This is a genomic window from Acetobacter aceti NBRC 14818 (assembly GCF_000193495.2).
GTDB lineage: Bacteria > Pseudomonadota > Alphaproteobacteria > Acetobacterales > Acetobacteraceae > Acetobacter > Acetobacter aceti.
This window is the reverse complement of the sequence record NZ_AP023410.1, coordinates 692,666-710,448: the sequence shown is the minus strand read 5'-3', so window position 1 is coordinate 710,448 and position 17,783 is coordinate 692,666. Positions and strand designations below refer to the sequence as shown.

The window sequence follows — 17,783 nt, the reverse complement described above, 5'->3', positions numbered from 1 at the left end:
TCCCAATGGCTGCCAAGGACGTAAAGTTCGGCGGTGAAGCGCGTCAGCGCATGCTGCGTGGTGTCGACATTCTTGCCGACGCCGTAAAAGTGACCCTCGGCCCGAAAGGCCGTAACGTCGTGCTCGACAAGAGCTTCGGCGCGCCCCGCATCACCAAGGACGGTGTGTCGGTTGCAAAAGAGATCGAGCTTGCCGACAAGTTCGAGAACATGGGCGCCCAGATGGTGCGCGAAGTTGCGTCCAAGACCAACGACGTGGCCGGTGACGGCACCACCACAGCCACCGTGCTGGCTCAGGCGATTGTCCGCGAAGGTCACAAGGCCGTTGCTGCTGGCATGAACCCGATGGATCTGAAGCGCGGCATCGACAAGGCTGTGGCCGCTGTCGTTGAAGAGCTCAAGAAGAACGCCAAGAAGGTGACGTCTCCGTCCGAGACGGCGCAGGTCGGCACGATCTCCGCCAATGGCGAGAAAGAGATCGGCGAGATGATCTCGCTGGCGATGCAGAAGGTCGGCTCCGAGGGCGTGATCACGGTTGAGGAAGCCAAGGGCATCCAGACCGAGCTCGACGTCGTTGAGGGCATGCAGTTCGATCGCGGCTACATCTCCCCGTACTTCGTGACCAACGCGGAGAAGATGACGGCTGATCTCGACAACCCGTACATCCTCATCCACGAGAAGAAGCTGTCTTCCCTGCAGCCGATCCTTCCGCTGCTTGAGTCCGTTGTGCAGTCCGGTCGTCCGCTGGTCATCATTGCAGAAGACGTCGACGGTGAGGCTCTGGCCACGCTCGTCGTCAACAAGCTGCGTGGTGGTCTGAAGATCGCTGCCGTGAAGGCTCCGGGCTTCGGTGATCGCCGTAAGGCCATGCTGGAAGACATCGCCATCCTCACCGGTGGTCAGGTCATCAGCGAAGACCTCGGCATCAAGCTTGAGAGCGTGACGCTGCCGATGCTCGGCACGGCGAAGAAGGTGCACATCTCGAAAGAGAACACCACCATCGTTGAAGGTGCTGGCAACGCGGACGACATCAAGGGCCGTTGCAACCAGATCCGCGCTCAGGTCGAGGAAACAACCTCTGACTACGATCGTGAGAAGCTGCAGGAGCGTCTTGCGAAGCTCGCCGGTGGCGTTGCTGTCATCCGCGTCGGTGGTTCCACCGAGGTTGAGGTGAAAGAGCGCAAGGATCGCGTTGACGATGCCCTGCACGCAACCCGCGCTGCTGTTGAAGAAGGCATCGTTCCGGGCGGCGGCACGGCTCTGGCCCGCGCTTCCACGGCTCTTGGCCACCTGCACTACCACAACGAAGACCAGAAGGTCGGCGGCGAAATCATCCGCAAGGCTCTTCAGGCTCCGCTGCGTCAGATCGCGCACAATGCGGGTGAAGACGGCGCTGTCATCGCAGGCAAGGTTCTGGAAAACAGCACCTATACCTTCGGTTTCGACGCACAGGCTGGTGAATACAAGGACCTCGTCGAGGCTGGTATCATCGACCCGATGAAGGTTGTCCGCACGGCTCTGCAGGATGCAGCTTCGGTTGCTGGTCTGCTGATCACCACTGAAGCCATGGTTGCCGAGCGTCCGGAGAAAAAAGCTCCGCCGATGCCGGGTGGTGGCGGAATGGGTGGCATGGGCGACATGGATTTCTGATCCACTCGTTCAGACACTGTTTCCGGAAGAGGGAGAGCGGTTTCGCTCTCCCTTTTTCTTTGGGGTGATAGGTAGAACTGAGCGGCGTTCTTCTTTTGGCCGAGCGGGATCAGAAGGACTTGCCGGATGTGGGACTAGGTCCTGAAGAGTCTGCAGATTTTTGCGTGCTTTGTGATCAGTAAACTACGGACAGAGCATGGCTCTGCCATCTTCTCGTATGAGAGAAATATCAAGCATCAAAGCGACTGATTTTTTTGGGGAAGCAGAAGTAAAACCTAATCCTGCCTGCGCCGCCCGTATTCAAGTTGGCGTGGAAAGGTGTCTTGCTGACAGAGTGCAGTCGATACGCGGGTTGATGCTTGTCGTCCTCATTTCTGATGAAATGATTAGAAAAAGACGCGCCTATAGACTTTCACTTAAGGCTTCAGGTCACCATCTTCGATGATTCTGAAGGAACCATAGCTGCCTCATTCAAGGCGACTGGGCTGGATTGAGGCTCCGTATTTCAGAAATCTCATCCATCAGTGGCCAGCCTTGCGCAGTAACATCAAACTGGCTCCAGAGAACCCAAAGCTCCACGAGATTACCGTTTATTACTTTTAAGACTGCCTCAGATGCCGTCCATCATGCTGGCCAGCCGATCAGGATGCTCGGTTACGACAATATCCACCGGCTCATCGAGCAGCTTTTGGGTCGCCAGAAGATTGGCGCTGGGATCAGGGCTGTAAACGATGACCGCGTCCGCATCACGATGTGCGGCTGCAAACAGTGAAGAAGAGGCGTTGGCTGGTAGATAGAGAGCGTAGGGATGGCGTCCTGCCAGCAGCTTCGCCTTGTGGGCATCCGACGCGGACTGCACCGGCATCGCCACGACGACAGCGCGGTCAGCTTCCAGGGCGTCATGGGCGGACATGAGATCATGAGCCATCAGGACGGCTCTTTTTCTCATGCCGGTCGCCCGGAGTTCCTTCACCACTTCGGTCGCAGGAATCCCACGGAGAGACAGCATCACCAGTTCATGCCGCTTGTAGGAAAGTTTCAGCGCATCGTGCAGCGGAAGAGCGTTATTGCCCGCAATTGCCAGTTTGCCGTCATCATTACGGACCACATCCAGCGCCACCATCGTCGGCAGGCTGGACGTATCGAGAATTTCCGGGGTTGGTAGCGGCAGTTCAGCCAGAAGTTTATCGGTCCGTGATGTTTCCGCTGTCGGCGAGGGAAGGGTAGTTGTAGCCGCCTTTCCGCTCGCGCAGATGACCAGACCATGATGGATCCGGGTCAGCAGCGCATCGGCATGCGAATCACGCCACAGCAGTCCACCACCGGCGATGGCAATGACTGACAGCCCGATCAGAACGTTCCGGCGGCAGGAACGGGTCAGGAAAGACGCCTTCGGTTTCTGGTCGTCTATGGAGTCCTGTATGTCAGGATCAGGCATGAGCCTCTTCCTTTTTACGTTCACCGGCCATCGCCGCAGCCCTGTCGAGATCGACAGACAGCACGCGACTCACACCGCGTTCCTGCATGGTTACGCCGTAGAGCCGGTCCATATGAGCCATTGTAAGCTGATGATGTGTCACCACGAGAAAGCGTGTTCCTGCTTCGTTGACCATATCGCCAAGCAGCGCACAGAAGCGGCCGACATTGGCGTCATCAAGTGGAGCGTCGACTTCGTCCAATACGCAGATCGGAGCCGGATTGCAGCGAAAGACTGCAAAAATCAGAGATAGGGCCGTCAATGCCTGTTCGCCACCCGAGAGAAGTGACAATGTGGCAAGCTTCTTGCCCGGGGGCTGGGCATAGATTTCCAAGCCAGCTTGCAACGGATCGTCGCTGCCGACAAGACCCAGATGAGCACGCCCACCGCCGAACATGCGGGAGAACAGGGACTGGAAGTGATGGTCCACCTGTGTGAAGACCGCCATCAGGCGTTCACGCCCTTCCTTGTTTAGGCTCCCGATCGATCCGCGCAACCGGGCAATGGCGGCTTCGATTTCGCCATGTTCGCGCCGGATGACCTCGATCTGCTGCTCGGCTTCCTGCGCCTCGATATCGGCGCGCAGATTGACCGGGCCAAGCTCTTCCCGTTCACGGGTCAGGCGGGAAATCTTGCGTCGAAGCCCGGTTTCTGCGGATTCCGTGAGATCTCCGACCGGTGCTGTGGGAGGCTCGGGCGTCTCGGCCAGAAGCTGATCGAGAATGGCCTGAGCCTGCTCACTCTTGCCTTCACTACGGAGCAGATTTTCCCGAGCGGTCGCCAATTCGCCTTCGGTCCGACGCCGCGCTTCCTGCGCGTCTTTCAGTCGGTTCTCGGCAGCTTCTCTCGCCGCGTTGGCCGTCGCAAATTTTTCCTCTGCTTCTGTCAGCGTGGCCGCAGTCCGCTCACGAAGCTGGCGGGCTTCATCAGGCAGAGCCGTCAGGGTCTGATGGTCGGCGGAAACAGCATCAAAACGCAGTTGAGCCTCAGCTAACTGCTCTTCGGCAGCCTTGGCGCGGCTGGTCCATTCCGACAGAGAATCCCGAAGTGCGGTTTCCTGACTGGTCAGTGTGCCGACCTCAGCGAGAAGAGCGGCGCGTGCTTCACGCCCAGCCTGCTCTTCGCGACGCAGCTCAGAAATCTTTTCACGTAATGTTTCAATCGGGTCTGAAGCCTGATCGTCGAGCACTGTCGCCGCACGAGCCGCTTCTGCCGCTTCAAGCGTTTCAGCTGCTTCGTTCAACTCGACATCCAGTGCAGCCAGACGAGGTTCCGTGGCTGAAAGGCGCGAGCGTATCTCCAGCGTCTTTTCCTGCATGGCGCGATGAGCGGCTTCTCGCCCGGCCATCTCCTGACCAACGGCCTCAAGTTTTGCGCGAGCAGCAGCGGCAGCCTGTTCAGCTTCCCGAGCCGTTGTTTCTGCATTTTTCAGTGCGGTAGCAGCCGATGCGGGATCGGACGATGCTTCCAGCGCCAGACGAGCCGCTTCGACGGTTTCTTCCGCCTTGCCCCGTTCGGAATCGAGGCGGGCCAGTTCGGGCAGTATGGTGCCGAGACGGGATTCGGCATTTCCGTGGCGCGTCTCGGTTTCCTGCTGCGCCCGTCGCGCCTGCTCGAAGGCTGCATCCGCCTTGCGACGGGTTTCGCGTGCGGCAGATTCAGTCTGCGTGGCCTTCTGGTCGCGAGCCTTGGCCTCCTCATGTGCCTTGCGAAGTGTTTCCGGCGCGGGAAGCGCCTGCTGCGTGGCCTGTGCGTCTGCGACGGCCTGCTTTGCTGCGACAAGAGCCTGTGTCGCCCGTTCACATTGCGGGCGCACGGCGTCCAGTCTGGCTCGGGCAGCTGCGTGACGACGTGAAGTCTCTGCTTCCGTCGTCCGCACTTTCCCAAGGACTCCTTCGACCGCAGCACGGTCCATGCGAGCCTTGCGGACCGCCTCAGCCGTCGCAGTGCGTGCTTGAGCAGTCTCGGCTGCTTTCTGCTCCGCTACCGGAAGGTCAGTCGCTTTCTCGTCGAAACGAAGTTGCGTTTCCTTGAGAATGCGACGCTGCGCCAGCCTTTGGGCTGCCGCACTCGGTTGACCGGCGGCGATGCGATAGCCATCCCAACGCCAGAATGCGCCATCACGCGTGATGAGCGACTGTCCGGCCTGAAGTGCGGAGAACAGCGAATCGCCTTCCGCCACGGTTGCCACGAGTCCTGCCTGTCCAAGAGCACGGGCGAGGGCAGGTGGGACGGCGTCGAGAAGGGAAGCGAGAGAGGTCGCTCCTGCAGGAAGAGTGGGCGGCGAGGCGAGCGGTCCAAGCGACGACCATGAGCGTGGCGCATCCGGCGCGACAGCCGCATCCGGCGCATCCAGTCCCTCAGCCAGCACCGTCGCAAGGGCGATTTCCAGTCCATCTGGAATATCCAGCTGCCCGGAAATAGGGCTGGCTTCGTCTTCTTCCCTATCAGCACCGAGAGCCTGCGACAGCCCTTCGATCTGCGCTTTCAGACGGGTCAGCTCGGCTTTCAGGGCTCCAAGTGTGGCTTCGGCTTCCTGTGCGTCTTTTGCTGCCTGGGTGGCGGCCTCTTCCGCGTTGACAAGAGCCTGCTCTGCATCAGTCAGGCGTTTTTCTTCTGCCGCACGAGCGCTCTGGGCCTGTTCCAGAACGGAATCCGGCACGGCGTTCTGCTCAGCCGCCGCCAGTTCCCGTGTGAAAGTTGTGGCTTCCTGCTCGGCACGTCGCAGAGCGGCCTCGGCTGACTGAACGGCTGCTGCGACTGAGGCGCGGGTGGCGTTGTCCTCCTGCATGCGTCCACGGGCTTCGACCAGCGCAGTGGACGCTGCGGCCCGTTCGGTCTCGGCTGACTCCAGTGCGGCTACAGCCTGTGTCCGTGCGGCTTCTGCATCGGTCACGGCCTGCGCCAGCGCGCTCCTTTGCGTATCAGGGATCAGTTCCCGTTCTGTCTGCTCCTTGCGCTGAGCCAGTGCGTCACGGTCCTTGCAAAGACCGTTGAGAGTGGCCGTGGCCGTCGCAAGGGCCTTCTCACATTCGATATGTCGGGTTCTGGTCGTTTCCGCAGCGTTACGGGCGATGGAAAGCGCGACTTGTGCTTCAGACCGCTTCTGTGCAGCTGCATCCGCCTCTTCCCGGCAGGTTGCCAGAGTTGCTGCCGCCCGCTGAACGGAAGCCTCTGCCTCCGTCAACACATCCTGCGCAGGCAGTTCAGCCTGCAACGCTTCGATCTGCTTTTTCAGCGCGGCATGATCTTCAGCAAGACGAGTATGGCGCAGGGTTGCGGCTTCAAGAGCGGCCTGCGCCTGTTCGGATCGTGTGCGCGCCGCAGTCGCCTCGGTCATCAACCGTTCCAGCGTTTCAGAGGCGTCCTGCAGCGCAGCCTGAAGGCTGGTAAGATTTGTCTCTGCTTCTGCCTGTCTGTCAGGCAGGCTGGCTCGAGCGGCCTGAACAGCCGCCATCTCTTCCTGCAGGCGTGTCAGTGTGGCGGAGGCGTCTTCAAGTCGGGACTTGGCGGCATCCCGATCCGCTTCGCTCTGCCGGAGCCGTTCTGTGGCGGCTTTCGCAGCCTGCGCGGCACGCTGTTCTTCCAGCGCCACGCCTTCCGCTGCGACTCTCTGACGTTCCAACGCTGTGCGGGCAAGCTCAGCGGCTTCACGAATGGCCGGAAGTGCCTTGTCGGCTTCATAATCCGCAAGAACCGCAGTTTCGGAGGCTTCTTCGGCGGCAATCAGGGCAGTACGGGCCTGCACGGCAGCAAGTTTGGCCCGTTCAACCTGCTGTCGGGCGCGGGCATGCAGCAAAGCCAGCAAGGAGACTTCGGCGTCACGCAGATTGGCGGACAGTTCCCGGTAGCGGGACGCCTGCTCGGACTGGCCGGTCAGACCCTCAAGCCGGCTCTCCAGCTGGGTGCGGAGGTCTTCGGCGCGAGTCAGATTGGTTTCGGTGGCGCGGAGCTTCAGTTCGGCTTCATGCCGCCGCGCGTGCAGACCTGTGATGCCCGCAGCTTCTTCCAGAATGGTGCGCCGCTCTTCCGGGCGTGCGCCGACCAGCATGGCGACACGGCCCTGACTGACCATGGCCGAAGACCGTGCACCGGAGGCGAGATCGGCAAACAGCGTCTGGACGTCGCGGGCGCGGATGGCCTTGCTGTTCAGGCGGTAATCGCTGCCGGAACCCCGCTCGGCGCGGCGGGACACTTCCAGATCGTCCTGCTCGGCGAATGGGCCGGGGCCAAGCCCCTTGGCGTTTTCCAGAACCAGCGTGACTTCGGCGAGGTTGCGGGCAGGGCGATTGGTCGTTCCGGCGAAGATGAGGTCATCCATCTCGCCGCCACGCAGCGAGCGTGCCGAACTTTCACCCATGGCCCAACGCAGCGCTTCCACGACATTGGATTTACCGCAGCCGTTCGGTCCGACAATACCGGTCAGACCGGGGAGAATATCCACGGAGACCGGGTCGGCAAAGCTTTTGAAGCCCGCAATACGAAGCTGGACGAAGCGTGCGCTCATCCAGTCCCCCGGGCAGATGTGTGAATGTCAGACACGATGTATGGGGCGTTCGCCGTCAGACCGTCAGTCCGGCTGAAGCTTCAGCCGCCAGCCGCAATGACTTTTTTCTCGAACGCATCATAGGTCAGCTCACCCTGACGATAGACTTCGTTATTAAAACGGAAGGTTGGGGTGCTGTCGATCTTGTAGTCTTTCTCGGCACGGGTCTGTTCGGCGAGAATGGCGTTCTGGAACGCGACATCGTTGACGGCGGTGTCGAACTCGGCCGGCGACATGCCCGCGAGACCAGCCATCTTGCGAAGCTGTTCTTCAGGATTGACGTTCTCGCCATAAGCCCAGCGGTCGAGATTGGAGAAGAGCGACGTCATGAACGGCTCATAGCGTTCGAGCGGCAGGCTGCGGGCCACCTGCGTGGCCATCAGGGCCGTGCGATCAAGTGGGAAATCGCAGAAAACGTAGCGGATGCGGCCTGTGTCGATAAGCTTCTTGCGGATTTCCGGAAACACATCCAGCTCGAAGCGGGCGCAGTGCGGACAGGTGAAGGAGAACCACTCTTCAACCACCACCTTGGCGTTCGGGTTGCCGAATGCACGCGGGGTCATGCGGGGGTCGGTTGTATCAGCGGCCAGAGCCTGACCGAGCAGATTCGGGGCAATCGTGGCCGGAACGGCGACTGCTAGCAGGGCACGGCGTGTAAGCGACATGACATGGAACTCCGCAAAACTGGGCCACTTCAGAAAACTGCCGGAGGTCATGGCTGGTCTGATGGGAGAACGTCAAGCCCGGACAGACTATCAATAGCTATGAAATGTTACAAAGTATTATCGTTGTTCTGGTTTTCGCCGCAATTCTGGGGCAAACTCAGACAGTTGGTTCTGCTGCGGTGGAACCTGATTTTTGAAATGGCGCTGTAATGAAAAAACTTCTCTCTCTTTCCCTCGCGGCTGTGATGGCTGTCGGTGTGGTTCCGGTCGCGCACGCCGAACCCGGCGGTTGCATCAAATACGGTGCTGCCGGCGCCGTGGGGGGCCACGTAGCCAATCATCACGGCGTGCTCGGAGCTATGGGTGGCTGTGTGACCGGCATGTATGTCCGTTACCGCTACCGCAAGGAATCCCGTGCCAAGGCCGCTCTGTATGACAAGGAGCATCCGGGCGCAAAAGGAACCTACGCTGAAAAAGCCACGGCCTATGACGTCGAACATTCAACCCAGCCGGGAACAATGACCCCTAGCAACAGTGCTCCGCAGACCAATGGTCCGGCTCCTCAGGGGCAGCCTGCTCCAGACGCGACCCATATGTGATGCCTGTCTGTGTGGCGGCTTCGGCTGCCACACAGATTCACTTTTACTGACTGTTCGGCGTACGAATGGCGTGTCTCTGCCCGTTCGGATCGCTGACCGCGCTCAGGGACGGCTCAACATAGTCCGGTCCCAGCGGAACCTTCCCATATCCCCCCGGAATATCGAGCACGTATGTGGGCCAGGCCAGGCCGGTCACACGCCCTCGCAATCCTGCGAGAAGTCTGCGTCCTTCCTCGATGGGAACATGGAAGCGGGCTGTGCCGGGGGCGGGGTCAAGTTGGTGCAGATAGTAGGGTTTCATCCGACTCTCGACCATAGCCCGGAACAGGTCTTCCAGAGCCGCTTCATTGTTATTGACGCCCCGTAGAAGAACCGACTGACCCAGAACGGGAATCCCTCTGCGCTGAATTTTTCTCAGAGCTTCACGTCCAGCAGCACTGAATTCCCGCGCATGATTGGCATGAACCACCATCCACACCGCCTTGTCCGCATCCATGGCGTCCAGAAGCGCATCTGTTATTTTCTCGGGCGCAGCCAACGGGACACGACTGTGAATCCGCAAGGTCGTGACATGTGGGATGGACGCCAGTTCCCGTATGATATGCTCAAGCCGTCTTGACGAGAGCATCAGCGGATCACCACCCGTCAGAATGACCTCCCGAATGGCGGAGTTTTCCCTCAGCCATTGAAACGCGACAGCCAAAGCCTCTTCGTCGAGGAGACCGCCATCGGGTCCGACATGCTCGCGCCGGAAACAGAAGCGACAGTAGAGCGGGCAGATCAGTAGCGGTTTCAGCAGGGCGCGGTCGGCGTAGCGATGGACGATCCCCGGCACGGGCGACAGGGCGTCGTCACCAATCGGATCGGCGAGTTCATGTGGGGCCACGACCAGTTCATCCGGAGAGGGAATGACCTGCAAACCGATGGGGTCATCCGGTGTTTCGATCAGATCCGCAAAAGCAGGCGGAATGGCAGTGGCATATTTCTCCGCAACCTCTCCGATGGCAGGCATGGTGCCGTGCGTCACAAAGCCGGCGTTCACAAGTTCTTCCGGTGTCCGGAGTGTTCTTGTGTGGGCTGAATTGAGACCGGCGGCAGAGATGCGGGAGGACGACATGAGCCGCTTCTAATGGTTTCGCAGGCTTTCCCGCAATATTCAGGCAACGAAACTGTGGTTGGCTTGCGGCAGTCCGACAGGCGCGGCATCAGTCGTCGCATGAAAAGGCGAGGGAGCACAGGCATGAGCGAGAGCAGGGCACAAGAGGACACTGCACGCATCGCGGAACGCCTGCCGCTGCTACGTCGTCGTGCCCTGATGATGCAGGCAGCAAGAGCGTTCTTTGACGGTCGAGACTATCTGGAAGTCGAGACGCCTTATGCGGTGCCGACGCCCGGTGAAGAAGTGCATCTCCATGTGTTCGCCACGGAACGGGAAGCGCCGACCGGTGAACGGGAGGCTCTTTTCCTGCACACAAGTCCCGAATTTGCGATGAAGCGCATTGTTGCGGCGACGGGGCAGAAAATTTTTCAGCTGGCGCGGGTCTGGCGTAATGGTGAAGGCAGCGCCCTGCATGCGCCCGAATTCACCATGCTGGAATGGTATCGACCGGGTGCCAGCCTTGATGGTCTGATGGACGAGACGGAAACGTTCGTTCGCACACTTCTTCCTCCTGCCGTCCAGCGTGATGGATGCGTGATCCCGATTACGGAGCCGTTTGAGCGGCTCACCGTCGCGGACGCCTTTCAGCGTTATGTTGGTGCTGATGTTCTGGCGACAGCCGATGATGCGGAAGCCTTGGCAGCACAGGCCGGCGCTGTCCTGAGGGCGGACGAAGAGTGGGAAGATCTTTTTTTTCGATTGCTGCTTGAGCGGGTGGAGCCTGTCATCGGACGAGACAGGCCGACCTTTCTCACGCACTGGCCCGCCAGTCAGGCGGCTCTGGCGCGTCGCTGTCCAAAAGACCCGCGTGTAGCGCTCCGATTCGAGCTGTATATCGGGGATGTCGAACTGGCGAACGCGTTTGAGGAACTGTCCGACGCCAAAGAGCAGCGAGAACGTTTCGATAGTGACAGGAAAAGACGGGCGGCCCTATATCCAGAGCGACCAGACTGGAAAATGGACGAAAATCTTCTGGCTGCGTTGCCTTCCTTGCCGCCGACATCGGGTATCGCGCTGGGATTTGACCGGCTGGTGATGCTGGCGACCGGAGCGCCGCGTCTGTCAGATATCTTGTGGATGGGCTGATTTCGCGCAAGCATCCTGTCCAATCAAACTGTAGTCACACTCTCCAGCCGGACTGGGCGGGAGAAATGATCGGGAAATTTGTTATGATCATCCGGCGTATTGGACCGTCCCTGACGCTCGCCTCTCTGATGCTGGTCTCCCTGACAGCCTGCTCGGGGCCAACAAAGGAGCAACGCCGGCAGCTTGATTCCCTTGTGGGCAAGACGGAAGTGGACGTCGTGCGTGCCTTTGGCGTGCCAACACGGACCTTCATGGCCAATAATCACCTGTTTCTCGCCTACATAGACAATCAGACCCAGTACTATCCCGGCAGCATGGGCTGGGGTTGGGGCTGGGGCGGTCCAGGCTGGGGCGGCGGCTGGGGAGGCTGGGGCGGTATGGGAGGCTGGGGTGGAATGGGCGGTTGGGGCTGGGGCATGGATGGTGGCTTCCCTCCCAGCTATTACAACTCCGTCTGCCAGACCACGTTCGAGCTGTCTGACGGTCTGGTTCGGGGATGGACCATGCGGGGCGATGGTTGCTGATTGTCACCACTTTCCAGGGACTTGAAAAAAGGAGTAACTCTCCTTTGCGGTCTGGCGAGGGATTTACAGATACGAAACCCGGACCCCATAGAGAGTAACAGGATAGTCATCCGTCATGGACGGAGGCATGGGATTTGGAACGGGGATATCAGGATGCGGCCAGAGCGGGCAGTGCAGTGGAGCGCGGCAGGCGCTGCTATAGTGATGGCGCTGTCCGTCGGAGGATGTCAGAGCAAGGCACGGCAGGACTCCTACAAGCAGGTAGGAAGTGTCTGCTCCTTCATGGCTCCGACCGTGTCCGGCACCCGAAATTACGTACCAGCCAGCGAGAAAGAAGCGCCTGACAGCCGGATTGCCTACGCTGATCCGGAAACGCCGATTTACTGTGACCGTCCTATCTCGGAAGGCGTGTCGGCGGCGATCGAACTGGCGAATTACACTCGGGCGCTACATGTTTCAGGCTACTTTGCTATTCTGCAGCAGAAAGGCCCCTACACGGTCTTTGCCATCCCCAATGAGCCGCTGGCGCAATACTCGGCGCAGTTCCGGAACGGATTGCTTGATCCGGCCAACCGGGCCTCACTGAAAGCGCTGATTTCCTACACAATCGTTCCGGGTAAGTGGCCTGTAAAGAAGATCAAGGATCTTCTTGCCAAGTCGTCTACGCATGCCTTCAGTCTGAAGACGCTTGCTGGAATCCCGCTGACCTTTTCGCTCGACCCGGCAACAGGACAACCTTTGGTCAGCAATGCAGCGGGTGCCAGTAATCATCTGTGGGTGACAGGCGTGCCCCAGTCCAATGGCGTCCTGTATTTTACACAGTCGACGCTGGCGCCTGTCTTTCCACCTCAGGCTGTCGTGAAGCCTGCTGCTCCCAACGGTATTGTGGCGGCGCCCTTGCCCGCGACACACTGAGTTCGATCCCAGACTGGTCCGGCATGACGTGAAAACGACACGTCGGACTGAGACCATCCGTGAGTGGTTTCAGGAGAGGGTGTTTTTCTATCCCGATCAAAACGCAGTCTCTACTCGACTGGTGTGAAGGTCATCTCTGACTGTATCTCGTCCCGCTTCGGAGAAGAGTTTTGCTGAAGTCTTTTTGAGCGCTGCATGAAATCAGCTTTATCAAAAAGACAAAAAATATTTTTATTTTTTATTATCAGCCTGTTGCCTTGATATCTTAGCTTTGTTTCTAAGAGCGCTCTCATCTGTTCGATGAAACGACTGGCGACCGGGAAAATGTTCCTGCAACACATAGTATGCCATCCGGATGATGCAATCGACGTCATCCGGATGGCTTCTGATGCCCGTTGATCAGGCGTTTACAGCGGCTTCAATCCCGGCACGAACGGCATTGAGCGCCGCATCAGCCGCGCCTACATCCGGACCGCCTGCCTGCGCCATATCCCGGCGACCACCACCACCTTTTCCGCCAAGGGCTGCGCTGGCAGCCTTGACGAGGGACACGGCATCAATCCCCTCCGGCAGCGCAGGATTGACGGCCACCACGACGCTGGCTTTCCCGTCTGCTGTCGAGACAAGAGCGACGACGCCTTCGCCAATCTGTTTGCCGATTGTGTCAGCCAGCCCTTTCAGCTCCTTGGCTGGGGTTTCGCCGACATTACGACCGGCAAAAGAAATGCCCGCGATCTTTTCCACTTTGGTCGCATCGCTGCTACCAGCCGCCAGCTTGCGCTGGAGATCGGAGATTTTCCGCTCCATGAGCTTGCGCTCTTCCAGCAGTGTGGCAAGGCGCTCTGGCGTTTCCGCCACAGTAACTTTCAGCATCGCAGCGATCTGGGAGAGGCGCTCTTCATTCGCCACAGCCACGGCTTCTGCTGCGGAACCAGCCACAGCTTCAATCCGTCGGACACCTGCCGAAACACCAGATTCCGAAGAAATTCGGAACAGACCGATGTCGCCGGTGCGGCTGACATGCGTGCCACCGCACAGTTCCACTGACCACGCAGGCTTGCTGCCGTCCGCATCCTTGCCGCCCATGGAGACGACGCGCACTTCATCGCCGTATTTCTCACCGAACAGAGCCATCGCACCTTCAGCAGAGGCTTCATCCGGTGTCATGATGCGGGTTGTGACAGCCGTGTTTTCCCGAATGCGAGCATTCACTTCAGCTTCAATTTCGTTCAGCTCTTCCTTGGTGATCGGACGAGGCTGGCTGACATCGAAACGCAGTCGGTCCGGTGTATTGAGGCTGCCTTTCTGCATGACATGATCGCCTAGACGACGACGTAATGCTTCATGCAGGAGATGGGTCGCAGAATGATGCGCACGAATGGCGGAACGGCGGGTGTGATCCACCTTTGCCGTGACTGCCATGCCCGTTTTCAGGGTGCCTTCTGTCACGGTGCCATAATGCACCAGAAGATCGCCGAGCTTTTTCTGGGTGTCGGAGATGGCCACCTTAACACCCGGTGCTTCGATCTCACCGGTGTCACCAACCTGTCCACCACTCTCGCCGTAGAAAGGTGTCTGGTTGAGAAGGATTGCAACCTTGGTGCCCGGTCCAGCGGATTCAACACTGACGCCACCCGAGGCAATAAGCTGGACTTCTGCCTGAGCTGTTTCCGTGCTGTAGCCAAGGAATTCGGTCGCGCCGAACTTGTCGCGTGCCTCAAACCAGACAGTTTCAACAGCTGTATCACCGGAACCGGACCATGCTGCGCGGGCACGATCTCGCTGCACTTTCATGGCGGCTTCAAAGCCCGGAACGTCTACCAAATGACCGCTTGAGCGCAGGGCGTCCTGCGTCAGATCAAGTGGGAAACCAAACGTATCATACAGCTTAAAAGCAACATCGCCCGGCAGGGCACCGCCGGCTGGCAGTTTGTCGGTTTCTTCCGTCAGAAGCGAAAGGCCACGCCCGAGCATCGCCTTGAAGCGCTCTTCTTCACCGCGCATCGTCTCTCGGATCAGGGATTCTGTCTGACCAAGTTCTGGATAGGCCGCGCCCATCTGCTGGATGAGGGCAGGAAGCAGCTTGTAGAAGACTGGCTCCGACGTGCCCATCATGTGCAGATGGCGCATGGCGCGACGCATGATGCGACGCAACACATAACCGCGACCATCTTTTGAAGGCAGGATGCCATCCGCGATCAGGAATGCCGTGGAGCGCAGGTGGTCGGCCACAATACGGTGGCTCGCCTTGAACTGGCCGTCGGCTGCCTGGGCCGTCACCTCGGCAGAAGCCTCGATTAGCGCGCGGAATGTATCGGTGTCGTAGTTATCGCGCTTGCCCTGCATGATGGCGGCAAAGCGCTCAAGCCCCATGCCGGTATCAATCGACGGACGAGGAAGCGGCGTGCGCGTGCCCGGTGGGTCCTCGAAGAACTGCATGAACACGAGGTTCCAGATCTCGACGAAGCGATCTCCGTCTTCATCGGGAGAACCCGGAGGGCCGCCGAACACGTCGGGACCGTGATCGTAGAAGATTTCCGAGCAGGGGCCGCACGGTCCGATATCGCCCATACGCCAGAAATTGTCCGAAGTCGGGATGCGGATGATGCGGTCATCGGTCAGACCGGCAATCTTGCGCCATAGGCCAGCCGCTTCCTCGTCTTCCGAGTAGACGGTGACGAGGAGTTTTTCTTTCGGAAGCCCGAAGTCCTTCGTGATAAGATTCCAGGCCAACTCAATTGCACGAGGCTTGAAGTAATCCCCGAAAGAGAAATTACCCATCATCTCGAAGAAGGTATGATGTCGGGCTGTATAGCCGACATTGTCGAGGTCGTTATGCTTGCCACCGGCCCGCACCACCTTCTGTGCCGTTGTGGCGCGGGAGTAGGGCCGTGTCTCCTGACCTGTAAAGACGTTCTTGAACTGCACCATTCCAGCGTTGGTGAACAGCAGCGTCGGATCATTACTGGGAACCAGTGAGGACGAAGGGACGATCTGATGGTCGTTGGACGCAAAATAATCCAGAAAAGCGGAGCGGATTTCATTTGTTGTGGGCATGGTGCGGAAAAGCGTCCTGTGGCAGCTGCCGTCTGTTAGAGACAGCGGGAGAACAAGAGAAACATCTGAGGCGAAACACTAGCGCAGTCAGGGCGGGCAGGGAAAGGTGGCTCGTGGTCTGCTTCTGAAATTCAGAGTGAAATCCATGTGCTTGATGGCATGCAGTGCAGCTCATCCACATCCTGAATTAGATCGGTCTTTTATTTTCCAAACTGGGTTATGGGTTGTCGCGGCCTGATGATGCTTCATCGGTTTGTGGTTGTGGAAGTTCCGGATCAACCATGCCGACTGAAATTTCGCCAAGTTCCAGAACTGATTGTGGCGGACGTTCCCGAAAGACCAGTCTTTCGCTCAGCTTGAAGTTGGCGCCCATGCCAGCCAATGCGCCGACAACAAGCGCGACGACGGGATGATTTACGCAGAAGGGAGAAAAGAAGAACAGGAGGTAGACCGTGCCACGATTCAGAAAGAACGCCAGACTGTTGGCAGAGAGAAAACGGAGCCATTGTAGTAGCGGATGATCGTGGCGTCCTACATCGCGAAATGTCCAGACGCGATTGAGTGTCCAGTTGAAGCTGGCGGCCACGAAATAGGCGGCGAGAGCTGCTGCGTTCAGGCCGATGATGTCTCTGAGACTCAGGACGGTACAGGTATCCCAAAGAAGACCGAGACTGCCGACAGTTGCGAATTTGAATAGACGCAGGAAAGAAGACTTTCGGGCAGCCACGATATTTCCTGAAACAGTAAAGAACAAAAAAAGGGTGCCTCGAAAGGCACCCTTCTTCGTAGCGTTTCCTGAAAGATCCGGAAAGCGGATCAGTGCAGGATGATTTCCACGCGACGGTTCTGAGGCTCGCGAGTGTTCGGGCCTGTCGGAACCAGCGGGTGGGCTTCGCCGTAACCATGGATGTCGATAGCCGAAGCCGGCACGCCGTCACGGATCAGCTCAGCCTTGACGCTGTCTGCACGACGGATCGAGAGACCCATGTTGTACTTCGCACCAGCAGCGCCACCACGAGCCGACGAGTTATCGGTGTAGCCGTTGACTTCGATGCGGGTCGTCTGAACGTGCGTGGAAGCCTGAGCTGCCTCTGCAACGATCTGGCGAGCACGAGCCGTCAGGTTGGCCTTATCCCAGTCAAAGAAGACGAGATACGTACGAGCCGGTGTCGGAGCCGGAGGAGCGACATAGGGCTGGGCTGGCGGCGGCGGCGGAGCCGTATCGAACGCATAGCGCAGGCCAACGATGAACTGGTGGTTGAAGCGGTGATCGAAGCTTGTGTTGCCGCTACCGATCTTCGCGCCACCAGGAGCATATGCCGTGGTCTTGAACGCACCGTCAGAGAAGGTCTGGCCGATCATGCGGTATTCGGTTGTGACCTGCAGACCCGGAATGCCCGTGTCATAGGCCGCACCGACGATACCCTGATACGCGAAGCTGCCGTTCGTGCCGCCCAGACGCGAGCGGGAGCCGTTGGCGAAGTTCGAGTCAGTCGGGTTGTAGTGCTGCCACAGGTAACCGGCACCAACACCGACGAACGGTGTGACAGGAGCATCGATACCGAACTGCTTCAGGTCGATGTCATACAGGACGTTGACAAGGCCACCATAGGACTGGTCGCTGCCACGTGTCTTGTTGTTGGCGACACCGGCACCGTTGCGGTGGTTGATTTCGGAGTAGTTGTAAACACCCTCGACCTCAACGCGCAGACCATTGCCGAAGCCCCAGCCGAATGCACCAAAGCCGGTAAAGCCGTTCTGGTGACGGTACTTGGAGCTGACCGTGCTCTGTGAACCCGGATCCCATGTGCTGGCATGCTGGGTCTGTGTCAGATCATAACCACCGCCGACATTGACGTACGGTCCGGTGATCGTTGTTGCGGAAGCGGCAACTGGTGCTGCTGCCATCAGTGTGGTTGCGAGTAACGCACTGCGGAGACGCATTTTTTCGTCCTCATTTATCAACTGTTTGGGCTGGACCGGTGAATTGCGATCCCTTGCCCCTACAGGCTGTCTAAAAGCCCTATAAAACGATGGGTTCCGTGAATGGAACCCACCTGATGAGGCTTTCGCCTATTACACGCCATAAGCGTGATTTATATGCAA

General features: G+C 58.9%; 13 protein-coding genes. 6 read left to right on the top strand and 7 right to left on the bottom strand.

Annotated elements, in window-relative coordinates:
* Positions 1-5: 5 nt before the first annotated feature.
* On the top strand, positions 6-1,649 hold the full coding sequence (gene groL, locus EMQ_RS03265; RefSeq protein ID WP_018308472.1) for a chaperonin GroEL: 1,644 nt from the start codon (positions 6-8) through the stop codon (positions 1,647-1,649).
* A 196-nt stretch (positions 1,650-1,845) separates the two neighbouring features.
* Positions 1,846-2,094 carry a hypothetical protein gene (locus tag EMQ_RS03260; RefSeq protein ID WP_132012077.1) on the top strand — a complete coding sequence of 83 codons (249 nt, stop codon included), beginning with the start codon at positions 1,846-1,848 and terminating at the stop codon, positions 2,092-2,094.
* Positions 2,095-2,259: 165 nt separating this feature from the next.
* Here EMQ_RS03260 and EMQ_RS03255 read toward each other — a convergent pair whose 3' ends face one another.
* From EMQ_RS03255 to EMQ_RS03245, 3 genes are all read right to left on the bottom strand, one after another.
* Positions 2,260-3,087, bottom strand: a complete 828-nt coding sequence (locus EMQ_RS03255) for a hypothetical protein (RefSeq protein ID WP_010666773.1) — start codon at positions 3,085-3,087, stop codon at positions 2,260-2,262.
* Positions 3,080-7,633, bottom strand: a complete 4,554-nt coding sequence (locus tag EMQ_RS03250) for an AAA family ATPase (RefSeq protein ID WP_010666772.1) — start codon at positions 7,631-7,633, stop codon at positions 3,080-3,082. The genes EMQ_RS03255 and EMQ_RS03250 overlap by 8 nt, the downstream gene beginning before the upstream one ends.
* Positions 7,634-7,713: 80 nt before the next feature.
* The gene (locus tag EMQ_RS03245; protein WP_026200242.1) at positions 7,714-8,337 is read right to left on the bottom strand and encodes a thioredoxin domain-containing protein; all 624 of its coding nucleotides are present in this window, start codon (positions 8,335-8,337) and stop codon (positions 7,714-7,716) included.
* Between the two features lie 209 nt (positions 8,338-8,546).
* On the opposite strand from EMQ_RS03245, the gene EMQ_RS03240 reads away from it, so the two are divergent.
* Positions 8,547-8,936 carry a hypothetical protein gene (locus EMQ_RS03240; RefSeq protein WP_018308474.1) on the top strand — a complete coding sequence of 130 codons (390 nt, stop codon included), beginning with the start codon at positions 8,547-8,549 and terminating at the stop codon, positions 8,934-8,936.
* Between the two features lie 43 nt (positions 8,937-8,979).
* On the opposite strand, the gene EMQ_RS03235 is transcribed toward EMQ_RS03240, so the two are convergent.
* Positions 8,980-10,053 carry a lysine-2,3-aminomutase-like protein gene (locus EMQ_RS03235; RefSeq protein WP_010666927.1) on the bottom strand — a complete coding sequence of 358 codons (1,074 nt, stop codon included), beginning with the start codon at positions 10,051-10,053 and terminating at the stop codon, positions 8,980-8,982.
* A gap of 123 nt (positions 10,054-10,176) precedes the next feature.
* Between EMQ_RS03235 and epmA the strand changes: the two genes are divergently transcribed.
* From epmA to EMQ_RS03220, 3 genes are all read left to right on the top strand, one after another.
* Complete coding sequence (gene epmA, locus EMQ_RS03230) at positions 10,177-11,181, top strand: EF-P lysine aminoacylase EpmA (RefSeq protein ID WP_026200244.1); 1,005 nt, start codon at positions 10,177-10,179, stop codon at positions 11,179-11,181.
* Positions 11,182-11,264: 83 nt separating this feature from the next.
* On the top strand, positions 11,265-11,705 hold the full coding sequence (locus EMQ_RS03225; protein WP_026200245.1) for a hypothetical protein: 441 nt from the start codon (positions 11,265-11,267) through the stop codon (positions 11,703-11,705).
* Between the two features lie 153 nt (positions 11,706-11,858).
* Positions 11,859-12,620, top strand: coding sequence for a fasciclin domain-containing protein (locus EMQ_RS03220; RefSeq protein ID WP_231368010.1), 762 nt, complete (start codon positions 11,859-11,861; stop codon positions 12,618-12,620).
* Positions 12,621-13,019: 399 nt separating this feature from the next.
* On the opposite strand, the gene alaS is transcribed toward EMQ_RS03220, so the two are convergent.
* The 3 genes from alaS to EMQ_RS03205 all read right to left on the bottom strand — a co-directional run bounded on the left by alaS (position 13,020) and on the right by EMQ_RS03205 (position 17,621).
* Complete coding sequence (gene alaS, locus EMQ_RS03215) at positions 13,020-15,677, bottom strand: alanine--tRNA ligase (RefSeq protein WP_010666922.1); 2,658 nt, start codon at positions 15,675-15,677, stop codon at positions 13,020-13,022.
* Between the two features lie 217 nt (positions 15,678-15,894).
* Positions 15,895-16,404: a GtrA family protein gene (locus EMQ_RS03210; protein WP_018308475.1), complete on the bottom strand. Its 510-nt coding sequence runs from the start codon at positions 16,402-16,404 to the stop codon at positions 15,895-15,897.
* A gap of 89 nt (positions 16,405-16,493) precedes the next feature.
* On the bottom strand, positions 16,494-17,621 hold the full coding sequence (locus tag EMQ_RS03205) for an OmpA family protein (protein WP_010667861.1): 1,128 nt from the start codon (positions 17,619-17,621) through the stop codon (positions 16,494-16,496).
* Positions 17,622-17,783 lie beyond the last annotated feature (162 nt).

What these genes read in the sequence shown, in the direction of transcription:
- EMQ_RS03245 (WP_026200242.1), bottom strand. Translation starts at nt 8,337, where the DNA reads ATGTCGCTTACACGCCGTGCCCTGCTAGCAGTCGCCGTTCCGGCCACG.
- EMQ_RS03225 (WP_026200245.1), top strand. Translation starts at nt 11,265, where the DNA reads ATGATCATCCGGCGTATTGGACCGTCCCTGACGCTCGCCTCTCTGATG.
- EMQ_RS03235 (WP_010666927.1), bottom strand. Translation starts at nt 10,053, where the DNA reads ATGTCGTCCTCCCGCATCTCTGCCGCCGGTCTCAATTCAGCCCACACA.
- epmA (WP_026200244.1), top strand. Translation starts at nt 10,177, where the DNA reads ATGAGCGAGAGCAGGGCACAAGAGGACACTGCACGCATCGCGGAACGC.
- alaS (WP_010666922.1), bottom strand. Translation starts at nt 15,677, where the DNA reads ATGCCCACAACAAATGAAATCCGCTCCGCTTTTCTGGATTATTTTGCG.
- EMQ_RS03255 (WP_010666773.1), bottom strand. Translation starts at nt 3,087, where the DNA reads ATGCCTGATCCTGACATACAGGACTCCATAGACGACCAGAAACCGAAG.
- groL (WP_018308472.1), top strand. Translation starts at nt 6, where the DNA reads ATGGCTGCCAAGGACGTAAAGTTCGGCGGTGAAGCGCGTCAGCGCATG.
- EMQ_RS03260 (WP_132012077.1), top strand. Translation starts at nt 1,846, where the DNA reads ATGGCTCTGCCATCTTCTCGTATGAGAGAAATATCAAGCATCAAAGCG.
- EMQ_RS03250 (WP_010666772.1), bottom strand. Translation starts at nt 7,633, where the DNA reads ATGAGCGCACGCTTCGTCCAGCTTCGTATTGCGGGCTTCAAAAGCTTT.
- EMQ_RS03205 (WP_010667861.1), bottom strand. Translation starts at nt 17,621, where the DNA reads ATGCGTCTCCGCAGTGCGTTACTCGCAACCACACTGATGGCAGCAGCA.
- EMQ_RS03220 (WP_231368010.1), top strand. Translation starts at nt 11,859, where the DNA reads ATGCGGCCAGAGCGGGCAGTGCAGTGGAGCGCGGCAGGCGCTGCTATA.
- EMQ_RS03240 (WP_018308474.1), top strand. Translation starts at nt 8,547, where the DNA reads ATGAAAAAACTTCTCTCTCTTTCCCTCGCGGCTGTGATGGCTGTCGGT.